The organism is Kineosporia sp. NBRC 101731 (assembly GCF_030269305.1).
Classification (GTDB): Bacteria; Actinomycetota; Actinomycetes; order Actinomycetales; family Kineosporiaceae; genus Kineosporia.
This window is the reverse complement of sequence record NZ_BSTC01000003.1, coordinates 434,774-448,826: the sequence shown is the minus strand read 5'-3', so window position 1 is coordinate 448,826 and position 14,053 is coordinate 434,774. Positions and strand designations below refer to the sequence as shown.

Sequence of the window (14,053 nt, the reverse complement as noted above, 5' to 3'; positions counted from 1 at the left end):
GCGCTACTCCTCAGGAAGGATCGACAAAGACCTTGCCGACCAGACTTCCCGGCGCACCGCCAGTCACTATAGCTGGTGACCTCTCACTTCGGCGGCCGGAATGTACCTGAGAAGATGCCCCGGTGCCTTTGACGCCCTCACCCAAACGAACTGCGGCTTCCTGGATCACCGGCAGCGAGGAAGACTGGCCCCAGATCGCCGATTTCGGCCCCAGCAGTCTGTCCGCCCACGCCCGTCTGCTCTTCCTGCCCGATCCCGAGGGCACCTGGCAGAGCGAGGCCGACGCACCGGACCTCCCCAGCGCCCTGTCCGGGAACGACCGGCTGCGGCTGGCCCTCAAGGTCCTCAGCCGCCACACCACCACCCCGGAACTGGCCTACTTCTGCCTCTGGGACGGCTGGGGCACCCCGATCCCGGATACCGCGTCCTTGGTGCGGGTCCCCCACCGCACTTACCACCTCTTCGAGGGAGCCCTCACCGACCTCGGTGACTGGGGCACCCCGTCCGACGAAGACCCGCCCCTTCCCGCCTTCATCTGGCCCGCCGACCGTACCTGGTGCATCGCCAAAGACGTCGACCAGCACTGGGCCGGCATCGGCGCCTCCGAAGCCGCCCTGGAAGACCTCCGGGCCATCCCCGAACTCGACATCGTCAAGGCCGACCCGACCCAGCCTCAGCCCTTCTACGTCTGAGGCAGACGCCACGTCGCAGTGATCAGGCGCGATCAGGCGCGATCAAGCGCGGTCCTGCACGACGACGGGCTCACAGATCCCCACCGTGCGGGCGAAGTTGTCCAGCCGCATCGCGGTCGCCTCGGTGATGCGTTCACCCTTGCGCATCAGGGCGATTCCCGTGCGGGTGACGACGTCTTCGAGGAGCACCATCCCGGGCGCGACGAAGTCGACGGTGATCTCGCGGCGCACTCCCTGGGGGGCCAGCGACGACGACGCCCGGGCCAGGGCGTCGAGCACGTTCTTCGGATGACGTCCCGACTCGGCCAGCAGCACCGACACCTCACGCACCGGGACACCCGCATCCACCAGGATGACCTGCACCAGAGCCGCGTGCAGCAGCACCTCGGCCGGCTCCGCGCCCTCGGGTGCCGGCCGGTCCCAGTCGAGGTCGTCCGACGGCATACCGGTCTCGGTCGAGGCCGGCGGGCGGACCGGCTGGTCGCCGATCCACCGGGCGATGTCCTCCAGGCGGGGGATCTTCTCCAGCATCCGCCGGCCCACCTCCGGATGGCGCCGGTAGACCTCGATCTCCTCAGGAGCCAGGGCTTTTCCGGTGAGCGCCCGCTGGAGCACGTCCGGAGGCACGGCCACGGCACCGACCTGGCTGAGCATGGCGGCCAGAGGCAGGCGCCAGTCCGAGAGCTTCAGGCTCTTGGCCGCCGACGTCACCAGGTCGTGCACCCGCCGGGTGCGGGCGAAGGCCTCCGGGCTGGCGCTCGCGAGGACCTCGGTGAGCACGTCGACGGCTCCGGCCAGGGTGCTCTCGAGCAGTTCCCGCTCGGCGCGCACCAGCTGGTGGTGGCGTGCCGCGTCGGTGAGCGCGGCCTCCATGTCGTCGCCGGAACAGGGCTTGGACAGGAACCGGAAGAGGTTGCCGTTGTTCACAGCGGCGATCGTCGACTCCAGATCGGCCTGGCCGCTGAGCAGCATCTGCACCGCGTCGGAGTCGATCGCCCTTGCCTTGCCCAGGAATTCGGCGCCGTTCATGGCCGGCATCTTCATGTCCGAGACGATCACCGGAAACGGTTTGCCCGCCTTGACCGCACGTTCGACGGCGGCCAGCCCTTCTGCACCCGACTTGGCCGTGACCACCCGGAAGCGCCCGTGCAGAGACCGGCGGTAGCCGTCGAGGACGTTCGGTTCGTCGTCCACCATCAGGACGGGAGTCAGCTCATTGACGCTCATCGTCGCCTCGGCCTCATTGTCGGGTGCGTGTCGCCGCCAGTGTGGGCCACGCCCCTTGAAAACTCAACGTATCCGCCCCTTACTTAGCGTAGTAGTCGGTCGGCGAGGACCAGGGGAGCTCGATGGCACACCAAGACCCGAACTGTGGCGAAAAGGCGCCCTGCGTCCTCTTCGTGGACGACGAGCCACACCTTCTGGCCGGATTGAGGCGATCGCTGCACGGCCACCGGCCGACCTGGCAGACCCGCTTCGCCGGCTCCGGCCCAGAGGCTCTGGAGATGATCGACGCGGGCGGTATCGACGCCGTGGTCTCGGACATGCGGATGCCCGGGATGGACGGTGCCCGCCTACTCACCGAAGTACAGCGCCGGTCACCGGGAACCGCCCGCATCGTGCTCTCCGGCCAGGCCGACATCGACGCCGTCCTCGCCGTCGTGCGCTCGGCGCAGAAGTTCCTGGCCAAACCGTGCGAGGTGAACGTGCTCGTAGAAGCCGTGGAGCGCACGCTCGAGGTGCAGCGGCAACTGACCGACCCGTACCTGCGGGCGCTGATCGGGGGGATCGAGTCGGTTCCTTCCCTGCCTGTCGTCTACCACGAGCTGGTCTCGGCGATGAACGCCGCGGACACCGGCCTGGACCGGATCGCCGAGATCATCAGCCGGGACATCGCCGCCACCACCGACCTGCTCAAACTGGTCAACTCGGCCTTCTTCGGCCTGCCGAGAACCGTCGTCACGGTCCGCACCGCGGTCTCCCTGCTCGGCCTCGACAACATCCAGGCCCTGATCCTGACCGGGCACGTCTTCCGGGTCAGCGCCGACCTGAGCAGCCACCTCGACGTGCGTGCGTTGCAGTCGAGGGCGCTGGCCCGGGCGGGCATCGCCCGGGCCGTGGCCCACGCCGAGGGATGGCCCGCGTACGAGTGCGACATCGTCGCACTCGCCTGTCTGCTACGTGATGTGGGACGCCTCGTGCTGACCGAGGGTCTACCCGAACAGGCCGACGCCCTGGCGGCCGTACTGGCCGAGCGCTCTCCCGTCACTCCGCCGGACATGGCCGCCCTGGAACGGGAGCACTTCGGCTGCACGGTGGCCCAGGCGAGCGCCTATCTCCTGGGCCTGTGGGCTTTCGCCCCCTCGGTCGTCCATGCCGTGGCGAACCTTCCGCTACCGGCCGGCAGCAGCCCGACCCCGGCCGAGGAGGTGATGGATTTCAGCAGTCGCTATGTGCCTGATGCACACGTCATCTGGCCCGACCCACCACCGGACCAGGTGACGGCCGCCCGTTTCCGGCACTGGGACGAGATCGCCCGTGCCCTTCCCGTCATGGAGGTGACCGCCTGATGAGCGTTTCCGACGTGCACTCCGACCTGCCCGCCCCGGGTACGCCGGACGACGCCCTGATGCGCCACGTCTTCGACAGCCTGGACGGCCGGATCGGCGTGCTCGCCCGCGACGGTGAGGTTTTCGAGGCCAACTGCGCGTGGGACCAGATGGCCGCCGGAACCGGCTGGGCGGTACACGGCCCGCACGGGGGCAACCTGCTCAGCCGGGCCCGCTCCCTGACCTCCGATCTGGCCGGACCCCTGGCGGCGGCTCTGGACCTGGTCCTGGCCGGGGGCCCTCCGATGGAGGTGAAAGGTGAACTGCCGGCCGGTCAGGGCACGGAGCGGGTGGTGGTGCGACTGCGGCCGGTTCACGGCGACCGGCAGGCTGCCGCCGTCGTCACCATCGTCGACATCACGGGCCCCTTGCACGTGCAGCAGGAGCAGCGCCGCACCGCCGACCAGGCCCAGATGATCGCGCTGGTCGCGCGGCACACCGACAGCGCGGTGGTGATCCTCGACGCGCAGGGGCGGGTCGAATGGGTGAACGAGGCCTTCAGCCGGATCAGCGAGTATCCCGTCGAGGAGGTGGTCGGCCGGCACCGCAGCGACCTGGTGCCGGGCCCGTTCGCCCGCAGCAAGGGTTTCGCCGCGTTCGAGCAGGCACTGCGCGAGGGCAGCAGCGCCGACCTCCAGGTACCGAACCAGAGCAAGGGCGGCCGCACCTACTGGGTGCAGATGGAGATCCGGCCCATTACCGAAGACGGATCCATGGCGGGCCTCTTCATCTGCATCGAACGCGATATCACCAATCAGCGCAGCGCCGACGAGCAGCTACGGGCCGCGAACCGCCACGCGCGGCTGCTCGCCGAGGAGCTGCACGCCGAGAAGAACCTGCTGGCGGAGGTTCTGGGCGCCATTCCGCATCTGGTCTACTGGAAGGACGCCGATCTGCGCTATGCGGGTGTGAATCCCGCGTTCCTGTCCCTGCGGGGCCTGTCGCGCCCCGAAGACGTGCTGGAGCGTACCGAGGGCGAGCTGGACCACTCCGACGACCTGACCGATGTCCTGCTCGACGCCGAGACGGCCGTGCTCCTCAGCGGGCAGCCGCGCGAGAACCAGCGCGTGCTCATCAATTCCGCCAAGGAAGGGTCCGGCTGGCGGAGTCTGTTACTGAGTGTGCTGCCGCAGACCGACGACGACGGCGTGATCGGCGGCGTCATCGGTGTGGCGGCCGACGTCACCCAGTTGTCCGCCCTGGAACAACAACTCGCCCAGGCCAGCCGACTGGAGTCGATCGGGCAGCTCGCCGCCGGTATCGCCCACGAGATCAACACGCCGGTGCAGTATGTCTCCGACAACACCGGTTTCCTGGTGAGCTGTTTCCGCGAGATTCTGGACGCCCTGACGATCACCCGCGAGACGCTGGAGAACGATTCCGACCTGGACGCCGCCCGGAGCGCGCTGGCCGCGATCGACCTGGACTTCCTGGCCGAGGAGATCCCCAGCGCCCTGAGCCAGAGCCAGGAGGGCCTCACCCGGGTTGCCCAGATCGTCCGGGCGATGAAGGACTTCTCGCATCCCGGGCAGGGCCGGGCCGAGGCCGACCTGAACCAGGCCGTCCGCACCACCATCCAGGTCTGCCGCAACGAATGGCGCTACGTGGCCGATGTCGAACTCGACCTGTCGGACGCGGTCGGGCTGGTCGCCTGCTACGAGGGCGAACTCAAGCAGGTGCTGCTGAACATCGTGGTGAACGCGGCCCAGGCGATCGACGAGCAGCGGGCCCAGGTGGGCCGGGACGATCTGGGCCACATCCTGATCACCAGTCGCCGAACGGCCGAAGGCGTGCGCATCGTGGTGAGCGACGACGGCCCCGGGATGGACGAGGAGGTCAGGCGCCGCGTGTTCGACCCCTTCTTCACCACCAAACCGGTCGGCCGGGGTACCGGGCAGGGGCTCAGCATGGCCTACGCCGTCATCGCCCAGAAGCACGCCGGCAACATCGTCGTGGACTCTGCTCCCGGGCAGGGAACGTCTTTCACGATCGACCTGCCCGACGCGCGACCCGATGCCCCGGTCGACGACGCAGCCTGACCAGACCCGCCGGACCAGCCAGAACAGACCAGCCAGAACCGACCGGGCCCGAATCTCCGGGCCCGGCCTGGGATCACGGGCGCGGCCCGATGCTCACGGGCGCAGCAGAATCTTGCCGTCGCGCCCGGCCGTGAAGTTCGCCGTGCTGGCCTTGCGCACCTCGTCGAACGAGTACACCGCGTCGACCGGCAGGGTCAGGGAACCGTCGATCGCCCGGGTGACGAGCTCGGTCAGGAGCTTCTTACGGTGGTCGGCGGCCATCGCCCGGCTCACCGTGCTGCCCCAGAAGCCCTTCACCGTGATGTTCTTGAAGATGATGGTGCCGGAGCTCAGCTCCATGGTCGGCGAGGCCATCGCCCCGAAGACCACCAGTGTGCCGTCCTCGGCGATCAGCGACAGCACGTCACCGGCCGAGGAACCACCCACGGAGTCCACCCCCACGACGACCGGTGCGCCGCCGGTGATCTCGCCGGCCTTGTCCTGCCAATCCTCGGCGTCGGTGGCGACGATGTTGCCGATGCCGTGCTTCGCCAGTTCCTCGACGCCCTCGGCCCGGCGCACCAGCCCGAGCACGTTGATGCCGCGCGGGGCCGCCAGCTGGGCCACCAGACGGCCGACCGCACCGTTGGCGGCGTTCTCGACGATCCAGTCACCCTCCTTCAGGCCGAGCGAGTCGATCAGGCTCAGCGCGGAGAACGGCATGGAGACCAGCTGCGCGGCGACCTCGTCGGACAGCGCATCGGGTACCGGGATCAGCGAGCTGGCCTTGGCCACGAAGTACTCCGCCCAGACACCGAAAATGGTGCTGGCGACGACCCTCTGACCGACGGTCAGGCCCTCGACACCGGCGCCGAGCGCGTCGACGACCCCGACGGCCTCGGTACCGGCCCGGGCGGGCAGCTCGGGCTTGAACCCGTAGGTGCCGCGAATGGTCCACAGATCGTGGTTGTGCACGGCGGACAGGACGGTCCGCACCCGCACCTCGCCCTCGGCGGGCTCGGGCGTGGGCACCTCCTCGACGACGAGTACCTCGGAGGGGTCACCGAACTCATGATGGACGACAGCGCGCATGATGTTCTCAGCTCTCACTTTCGGGTCGGGTCAGCGGGTGAAGACGAAGTCGAAGATGCCCGCGAGATCGGCCGCCACGTGGGACGACTCACCGGCGGAGACGGCATTCAGATGACGGGTCAGCGCCCACACCACCCCCGCCGCGAAGAACTCCCAGAAGATGTCGTCACGGTGCGCCCACGACTGGAGCAACGGCTCACGCCGCAGACGCATCGCCGTGGACGCCACGACACCCGCGTGGAAGAGCTGCCCACCGGAGCTACCGTTAACGCGGGAATAGAACTCCGCGTGCGGCTGCATCCGGTCGACGATGACCATCAGCACCGGTGCGAACGCCTCGTGCAGACCCCTCGGGGCCTGCACGGCCGGCTCGATACCGGCCATCGACTGCTCCAGACGCACCAGACCGGCAGCCGCGAACAACGCTCCCAGGTCGGCGAAGTGCTGGTAGAAGGTGGGGCGGCTCATCGCCGCGGTCTCGACGACATCCTTGACGGAGATCGCCGAGGCGTCCCGTTCATCCAGCAGCACGGTCGCCGCCCCGATCAGCGCAGCCCGCGACCGGGTCACGATGGGGTTCTCGCGCTCCGTCTTACACACGTAAGAAATTTAACACGTGTAAGAGAAAGCAGCCTCTGGAGTCACCCGAACGACACCTGCGAGGAGCGCGAGGGCACCGCGTCGAGCGCGGCCAGGGACCGCGAGGCGTGCAGATTCGAGATGCCGGGCCGCGCAAGCCCGGCATCCCCACCGGGCATCAGGGCCGCACGAGCACCTTCAGGCTCGTGCGGTCGGCCATCTGCCGGTATCCGGCGGCCACCCCGTCCAGGTCGGTGCTCACGTCGAAAACCTTTCCCGGATTGATGCTCCCGTCAAGAACAGCCGGCATCAGCTCGTTGATGTAAGCCCGCGTCGGCGCGGCCCCACCGGTGAGCCGTACGTTGCGGAAGAACAGGCTGCCCAGGCCGATCGGGGCCTCCTCGTACTGCGGCACGCCGACCCGGCTGATCGTTCCGCCGTTGCGCACGGCCCCGACCGCTTGGTCGTAGGCCGACCGGCTGCCGACCGCCTCGATGACCACCGACGTCCCCTGGCCACCCGTGAGTTCCCGCACCCCTTCGACCCCTTCGTCGCCGCGGGCGGCGATCACCTCGGTGGCACCGAACTCCCGGCCCAGGTCGGTGCGGGCCTGGTGCCGGCCCATCAGCAGGATCTCCTGCGCGCCCAGACGCTTGGCGGCGAGCACGGCCAGCAGACCGACCGCGCCGTCACCGATCACGGTGACGCTCGAGCCCGCCGTGACCCCGCCGCGCACGGCGGCGTGGTGGCCGGTGCCGAACACGTCCGACAGGGTGAGCAGGGACGGGATCAGGGCCGAGTCGGCCGCGACCGGCAGCTTGACCAGCGTGCCGTCGGCGTAGGGAACCCGGATCGCCTCGGCCTGGGCCCCCTCGTGCGGCCCGTAGCCCCACAGTCCGCCGTGCACGCACGACGTGGTCAGCCCTTCCTGGCAGTACTCGCAGGTGCCGTCGCTGAAGACCCACGGCGAGACGACCAGGTCGCCCCGACGGACCGACGTGACCTCCGACCCGGTCTCCTCCACGACACCGATGAACTCGTGGCCCATCCGGGCCGGGCCCGACCCGGCGGGCATCTGGCCGTAGGGCCACAGGTCCGAGCCGCAGATGCAGGCGGCGGTCACGCGGACCACGGCGTCGGTCGGCAGGGCGATCACGGAGTCGGGGACGTTCTCGATGCGCACGTCGCCGGCGCCGTACATCAGGGTTGCACGCATGGCTCTTGTCTCCTGAATTCGATGACGGCCCGGAACCGGGCCGATCACCATGCAAGTCGCGATGCGATCAGGGCGACAGGCTCAGATGACAGGGGGTAGAGACACCACCTCCCTGAGGGCGGGAACCCGACGTACCGTGGACGACGTGAACAACCGACCTGCCGTCCGTGACTTCCTGATGAGCCGCCGGGCCCGCATCACCCCGGCTCAGGCCGGTCTGCCCGTTTCGGGTCACCGCCGCGTGCCGGGGCTGCGCCGCGAGGAGGTCGCCGTGCTCGCCGGGGTCAGCAGCGAGTGGTACGCCCGTCTGGAGAAGGGCCACATCGCCGACGTCTCCTACGACGTGCTCGACGCCGTGGCCCGCGCTCTGAGGCTCGACGACGAGGAGCGGATCTATCTGTTCGACCTGGCCCGGGCCGCCCGCGCCGACGAGCCCGACCGCACCTGCGGTTCCCGCGAGGCCACCGACCTGCCGCCGACCGTGCAGTGGCTGCTCGACAGCATGGCCCTCTCCAGCGCGATGGTCAGCAACAAGCGCCTCGACGTCCTGGCCATCAACCCGCTCGGCCGGGCCCTGTACTCCCCCATGCTCGAGAGCCCCACCACCCGCGAGCACGGCCAGGCGAACCTGGCCCGCTACCACTTCACCGACCCGGGCGCCCAGGACTTCTACGGCAACTGGCACATCACGGCCGACGTACTCGTGGGGCTGTTGCGCACCGAAGCCGGCCGCGACCACTGCGACACCGGTATCACCGACCTGGTGACCGAACTGTCGCAGGCCAGCCCGGAGTTCCGCACCCGCTGGGCCGCGCACAACGTCGTCATCCACAACCGCGGTACCAAGCTCTTCCGCCACCCCACCGCCGGCCCGCTGACACTGGCCTACCACTCGATGAACCTGCCGATCTCCGTGCAGGAGGCCGAGATGATGACGGTCTGCACCGCCGAGCCCGGCTCCGCCGACGAGGAGCGCCTGCGGCTGCTCGCCAGCTGGTCGGCCCCCCAGACCCAGACCTCCCACTGAGGACGCGGATGGTCACCGAAACTGACCTGCGTCCCAAGATGTCCCGCTGGTTGAATGACCCGATGAGTGAGCACAGCTTTGCCGGGGTTGCGAAGGCCCAACCGGGTGATCGGGTGGCGATCCTGTCGCCGGCGTTCGCCGCCCCCGCAGTGTCCGAGGCCGTCCACGAGCAGGCGCTACGGCGCCTTACCGAGGCTACCGGGCTGATCCCGGTCGAGTACCCGACGACACGTCAGCTCGGGGCGAGCGCGCAGGACCGGGCCGCCGACGTCACGGCCGCCTTCGCCGACCCGACGATCCGGGCCGTGCTCGCGACGATCGGTGGTGACGACCAGATCACGGTCGTCCCGCACCTGGACGCGCAGGTGGTGGCCGCGAACCCCAAGCCGTTCCTGGGCTACAGCGACAACACCAACCTCCACACCTTCCTGTGGAACCTGGGTGTGCCCAGCTACTACGGCGGTTCGACCCAGGTGCACCTCGGGCCGGGCCCGCACCTCGACGACGTGCACCTGATGTCGTTGCGCGCGGCCCTGCTCGACGGCGGGATCCTGGAGATCACCGATCCGGGCCAGGCGGAAGACTTCGGCGTCTCCTGGACCGATCCCCGGGCGCTGACCGAGTTCGGCGAGCGTGAGACGACCGAACCGTGGGCCTGGGCCGGGCCGGAGGTGGTGGCCGAGGGGCGCAGCTGGGGCGGCTGCCTGGAAGTCATCGACCAGCTCGCCCTGGCTGGTCGCCTGCCCGACGTAGCCGACCTCGAAGGTGGTGTGCTGCTGCTGGAGACCAGCGAGGAGATCCCGACGGCAGACACGGTGAAGCGCTGGGTGCGGGGGCTCGGCGAACGCGGTCTGCTGGGGGCCGTGGCCGGGGTGCTGGTGGCCCGTCCGCCGACGAGTGCCCTGGGCACGGACGCGCCCTCGGCCGACGACCGCGCGAAACTGCGCGCCGAACAGCGAGACACCGTCATCGAGCAGGTGACCCGGTACAACCCCGACGCCGTGGTCTGTGTCGGGGTGCCCTTCGGCCACACCCGCCCGCAGTGGATCCTGCCCCACGGCGGCACGATCCGCCTCGACGGCACGACCCGGACGGTGAGCGCCGACTACAGCTGAGCGGCTGTCAGAGTTTCGTCAGAAAGAGCCTTCCGGTCGTCGTTTTCCTGTCAACGACGGGTTCACATCGCCCCCTTCGCCCCGCTACTGGATTCATCAGCGGTGCGGGGGCGGTGCCGTACCTGAACGTCGAGAAGGAACGTCGTGACGAACAACCTGAACACCAAGCTGATCCACGTGGGCGACATCAGCTATCCCTATCACTACGGAATTAACTGTGTACCAGCGATTCTGGAGTCGATGAAGCACCTCGACGCCGACCGGTTCATCGTCGTGACCGATGGCACCGTGCTGAATCTGCACGGCTCGCAGTTCCTGCCCGGCCTGAGCTCGCTGGCCCCCGTGACCCTGCTCAGCGTCCCCCCGGGGGATGCGGCGAAGTCGATCCTCAGCCTGTCGGAACATCTGGAGCAGGCGATCACGGACGGGGCCACCCGGCGGTCCGTGGTCATCGGATTCGGTGGGGGCGCCCCGGGCAATCTGGCCGGTCTGGTGGCCGCCCTGCTCTTCAGCGGGGTCCGGCTCGTGCACGTGCCGACGACCACCCTCGCCGCCATGGACTCGGTGATTTCCCTGCAGCAGGCGATCAACAGCAGCCGGGGCATGAACACCTTCGGCACCTTCCTCACCCCGAATGCCGTCTACCTCGACGTGCAGATGCTGCAGAGCCTGCCCGACCGCGAACTACGTTCCGGGCTGGGGGAAGCCACGAAGAACTGCCTGGCGGTCCGGCCCGGGTCCATCGACCGGCTGCGGGCCCTGGCCTCCTCCGGGCGGCTGGACGAACCGGAGTCGATGCTCTGGCTGCTGGAGGAGAGCCTGGCCGTCAAGACGGCCGTGACCTTCGACGACCCCCACGAACAGGGCCGCGGTCTGGTGCTCGAGTACGGGCACACCGTCGGGCACGCGCTCGAACTCTGTGACCGGCGCCGGCGGGGCGCCGAGGGTTTCTCCCACGGTGCGTCGGTCATGTTCGGCATGATCGCCGCGGCCCGGATCTCGGTGGAGATGGGCCTGATGCGACCGGAGACTCTGGCCGTCCACACCGAGTTGGCCCAGGTACTCGGTGCCCCGCAGACCATTCCGCCCGGGATCGAGATCGAGCGGATGATGACGGCAATCCGGGCCGACAACAAACGCGGATACCTGCCGCTGAAGGCCGACGAGGCGGCCCTGGTCATCCTGCACGATCTCGGCCGGCCGGCGGGAACCTCCGAGATGCCCCTGATCCCGGTCCCCCTGAACCTGATCCGGCATGTCCTGGAAGAAATGTCGCTGGCCCACGCCGCTGTGCACCAGGGGTGAGGCGGCCATCCTCACCCGGGCTCGTAGAGATCGTCCAGACCGATGAGATGGACGTCGGGTCGTTCGGCCGCGATCTGCGTCAGGTGCTGATCGAAGCCTTCCCGGCTGAAGATGGCCAGGTGGGCGGCCTCGGCGTCCCACCCCCGGGTGACCAGCAGGCCGCGGATCCGCTCGAGACGGTCAAGATCCGCAGATGTGCGGTTGCGGTTCGTCGATTCGCCTCCCCGAGCATGACGATCCGGGCCTTGACGTCGAACCTCTGAGTGTTGCGTTCGAAAGCCATGACATCGAGATGGTGCTGGGACCGACCGGCGGCGTCGTTGACCACGGCGGGGCCGGTCCGGCCGATCTCCTGGCCCCATCGGTCACCGGAGTACCGGGTCGGTCACCGGAGTACCGGGCGGTCCAGGTCAGAGCAAGCTGCTCGAAGTGTGGCCCCAGAACCCCGGACGAGAATGCCGAGGCCGCCCGATTCCAGACCGCGTCGACGTCGCCTTCCTCCAACAAGGCTCGATAGGGCTCGATCACGCCCTCCCCGAACCGGATGATCGGGTCGGCGATGTAGTACAGCGGCCTCTTCTGGGTCAGAAGGTCTTCTACCTTGTTCAGGAACCCGGCGGACTCGAGTACCTGCAGGGGGTAGGTAGTCCGTCTCCTGAAACAGGGCGTGCGCCGGGTTCGGTACGGATGCAGCCAGCCAGCCGGGGATTTCATCGGATCGTGCGGGTGGGGCAGCGGCGACCAGCGGCTTGTACCCGGCGGTTCCGCCCAGAACCGCGTCGAGCTGAAAGGCAACCGCCGGATCCTCGACACCCCAGTACCGGCGGGCCAGCCGGTAGTTGGAAGGACGCAGCGTCATGTCCAGTTGCGCTCGCCCCCGCATGGCCTTGGAACCGGAGAGCAGTTCGGACATTGCGGACAGCGCCAACCCACAGATGATGACCGCTGCCGGTGGATAGTGCCCCTGGTCGCGCGACTCGCCGTAGATCTCCTGAAGGACGCTCTGAATCTCCGGCGAATGGGCCAGCAGATACGGAAGTTCGTCGATGACGATAATCCGCCCGGGCCCCGAGGCCCCCGGCGAGGGCAGCGTTTACGATCCACGCCCGGGGTAAGCCAGAGCTGTCCGTAGAGCCGTCTCCCCATCACCGAAGTGCAGCTGCCCCCGGCCGATTCCCAGAGAAACCCCGATATCGTCGGCGAAGCGAGCCAGGGCCTGGACCCGATCCACCTCTTGCGCCTGGTGATAGAGGGCACCGGTGGCACGGGCGAGCCGCCGCAGAAGGATCCGGGAGGCCCAGCTAGTGCGGCGCCCCACCGCAGGCGGTGACGACGGCGGCCTTCACGGGCGGCTCTGCTCCAGAAGCTCGGCCACGGCAGCGACCGAGGCAGGCCGGCCGGGGGCGGCGAAACCACCGACCGGATCGAGGTGAGCGCCGTTGGCCGGGGTGCCGAACACGGCGAAAAGTCGTGACTCCCGCAAGTCTCCGGCGTCCACGGTGTCGTAGCCGAGCGTGTCGATCAGCGCCGCGACCGTGGCCTTCGCCTCGGTGTCGTCGCCGGCGATGGGCAGGGCGCTGCGATCGGGGGCCCCGGCGGGGCGGCCGAGCGTGGCCAGGTGCCGGAAGAAGATGTTGCTGAACGCCTTCACCACGTGGGCGTCCGGCAGCTGGAACTGCATGAGCTCGTGAGGTGTGGTGAGACCGGCGTCCACGGCGGGCAGGTGGCCGGGATGCTCGGCGGGCTTGTAGTTGGCCGTGTCGACGACGACCTTGCCGCGCAAGGGCCCGGCCGGCACCTGCGCGTAGGCGGTCAGGGGAATCGCCACCACGACGATGTCGCCCTGCTCGGCCGCCTGCTGCGGGGTGTTCGCCCGCGACGGGGCGGCGGCGTCCCTGGAAGAGGTCGCCCGGCGGGCCGGGGTCAACATCGCCACGCTCTACCGCAACTTCCCCACCCGGCAGCACCTGTTCGAGGCCGTCTACCTGGACGAGGTCGAGGCCCTCTCCGAGAAAGCCGCCGAGCTGGAGGATCTCGATCCCTGGGAGGCGCTGGCCACGTGGCTGCGGCAGTTCGTCAGCTACGCCACCACCAAGAAGGCCATTTTCGACGCGCTCAATCACCAGGCCCCGATGTTCGTCGCGGCCCGCGAGCTGATCCACACCGCCGGCGAGCCCCTGCTCGCCCGCGCCCAGGAGGCCGGAAGCGCCCGGGGAGATGTGAGTTTCGACGACGTCCTGTTCCTGATCCGCGGCATCAGCGGAGCCGATGCCGTCGAGCCCGCCCAGCGCGACCGGGTGCTGGGCATGGCGCTCGACGGCGTCAGGAAGCAGAAAAACTAGGCCCGGCAGAACTCGTTACCCGCCACGTCCTGCATCACGATGCACGACTCGGTTCGGT

13 protein-coding genes are annotated in these 14,053 nt (G+C 68.9%); 8 read left to right on the top strand and 5 right to left on the bottom strand.

The window, feature by feature from the left end; translation table 11 throughout:
* The first annotated feature begins 122 nt into the window (after positions 1–122).
* The gene (locus QSK05_RS11945; protein WP_285597114.1) at positions 123–692 is read left to right on the top strand and encodes a hypothetical protein; all 570 of its coding nucleotides are present in this window, start codon (positions 123–125) and stop codon (positions 690–692) included.
* 42 nt (positions 693–734) lie between these two features.
* On the opposite strand, the gene QSK05_RS11940 is transcribed toward QSK05_RS11945, so the two are convergent.
* A complete protein-coding gene (locus tag QSK05_RS11940; protein ID WP_285597112.1) occupies positions 735–1,919 on the bottom strand; it encodes an HD domain-containing phosphohydrolase in 1,185 nt (394 codons plus the stop codon).
* 173 nt (positions 1,920–2,092) lie between these two features.
* Here QSK05_RS11940 and QSK05_RS11935 point away from each other — a divergent pair, with 173 nt between their 5' ends.
* Complete coding sequence (locus QSK05_RS11935; protein ID WP_285597110.1) at positions 2,093–3,262, top strand: HDOD domain-containing protein; 1,170 nt, start codon at positions 2,093–2,095, stop codon at positions 3,260–3,262.
* Complete coding sequence (locus tag QSK05_RS11930; protein ID WP_285597108.1) at positions 3,262–5,340, top strand: PAS domain-containing protein; 2,079 nt, start codon at positions 3,262–3,264, stop codon at positions 5,338–5,340. The genes QSK05_RS11935 and QSK05_RS11930 overlap by 1 nt, the downstream gene beginning before the upstream one ends.
* Before the next feature lie 93 nt (positions 5,341–5,433).
* Here the strand turns inward: QSK05_RS11930 and QSK05_RS11925 are convergent, their stop codons facing one another.
* The 3 genes from QSK05_RS11925 to QSK05_RS11915 form a co-directional block, all read right to left on the bottom strand.
* Positions 5,434–6,411, bottom strand: a complete 978-nt coding sequence (locus QSK05_RS11925; RefSeq protein ID WP_285597106.1) for a zinc-binding dehydrogenase — start codon at positions 6,409–6,411, stop codon at positions 5,434–5,436.
* Positions 6,412–6,441: 30 nt separating this feature from the next.
* The gene (locus QSK05_RS11920; protein ID WP_285597104.1) at positions 6,442–7,011 is read right to left on the bottom strand and encodes a TetR/AcrR family transcriptional regulator; all 570 of its coding nucleotides are present in this window, start codon (positions 7,009–7,011) and stop codon (positions 6,442–6,444) included.
* A 157-nt stretch (positions 7,012–7,168) separates the two neighbouring features.
* Entirely contained in the window at positions 7,169–8,206 is a 1,038-nt protein-coding gene (locus QSK05_RS11915) for a zinc-binding dehydrogenase (protein ID WP_285597102.1), read from the bottom strand.
* 136 nt (positions 8,207–8,342) lie between these two features.
* Here QSK05_RS11915 and QSK05_RS11910 point away from each other — a divergent pair, with 136 nt between their 5' ends.
* From QSK05_RS11910 to QSK05_RS11895, 4 genes are all read left to right on the top strand, one after another.
* Entirely contained in the window at positions 8,343–9,233 is an 891-nt protein-coding gene (locus tag QSK05_RS11910; RefSeq protein ID WP_352300925.1) for a helix-turn-helix transcriptional regulator, read from the top strand.
* A gap of 62 nt (positions 9,234–9,295) precedes the next feature.
* Positions 9,296–10,348, top strand: coding sequence for a S66 family peptidase (locus QSK05_RS11905; RefSeq protein ID WP_285597097.1), 1,053 nt, complete (start codon positions 9,296–9,298; stop codon positions 10,346–10,348).
* 144 nt (positions 10,349–10,492) lie between these two features.
* Positions 10,493–11,653: a 3-dehydroquinate synthase family protein gene (locus QSK05_RS11900; RefSeq protein WP_285597095.1), complete on the top strand. Its 1,161-nt coding sequence runs from the start codon at positions 10,493–10,495 to the stop codon at positions 11,651–11,653.
* Positions 11,654–11,700: 47 nt separating this feature from the next.
* Positions 11,701–11,916 carry a hypothetical protein gene (locus tag QSK05_RS11895; RefSeq protein ID WP_285597093.1) on the top strand — a complete coding sequence of 72 codons (216 nt, stop codon included), beginning with the start codon at positions 11,701–11,703 and terminating at the stop codon, positions 11,914–11,916.
* A 1,079-nt stretch (positions 11,917–12,995) separates the two neighbouring features.
* Here the strand turns inward: QSK05_RS11895 and QSK05_RS11890 are convergent.
* A complete protein-coding gene (locus tag QSK05_RS11890) occupies positions 12,996–13,583 on the bottom strand; it encodes an NADPH-dependent F420 reductase (protein ID WP_285597091.1) in 588 nt (195 codons plus the stop codon).
* On the opposite strand from QSK05_RS11890, the gene QSK05_RS11885 reads away from it, so the two are divergent.
* Positions 13,489–13,995, top strand: coding sequence for a TetR/AcrR family transcriptional regulator (locus QSK05_RS11885; protein WP_285597089.1), 507 nt, complete (start codon positions 13,489–13,491; stop codon positions 13,993–13,995). The two genes, QSK05_RS11890 and QSK05_RS11885, sit on opposite strands and share 95 nt — an antisense overlap.
* Positions 13,996–14,053 lie beyond the last annotated feature (58 nt).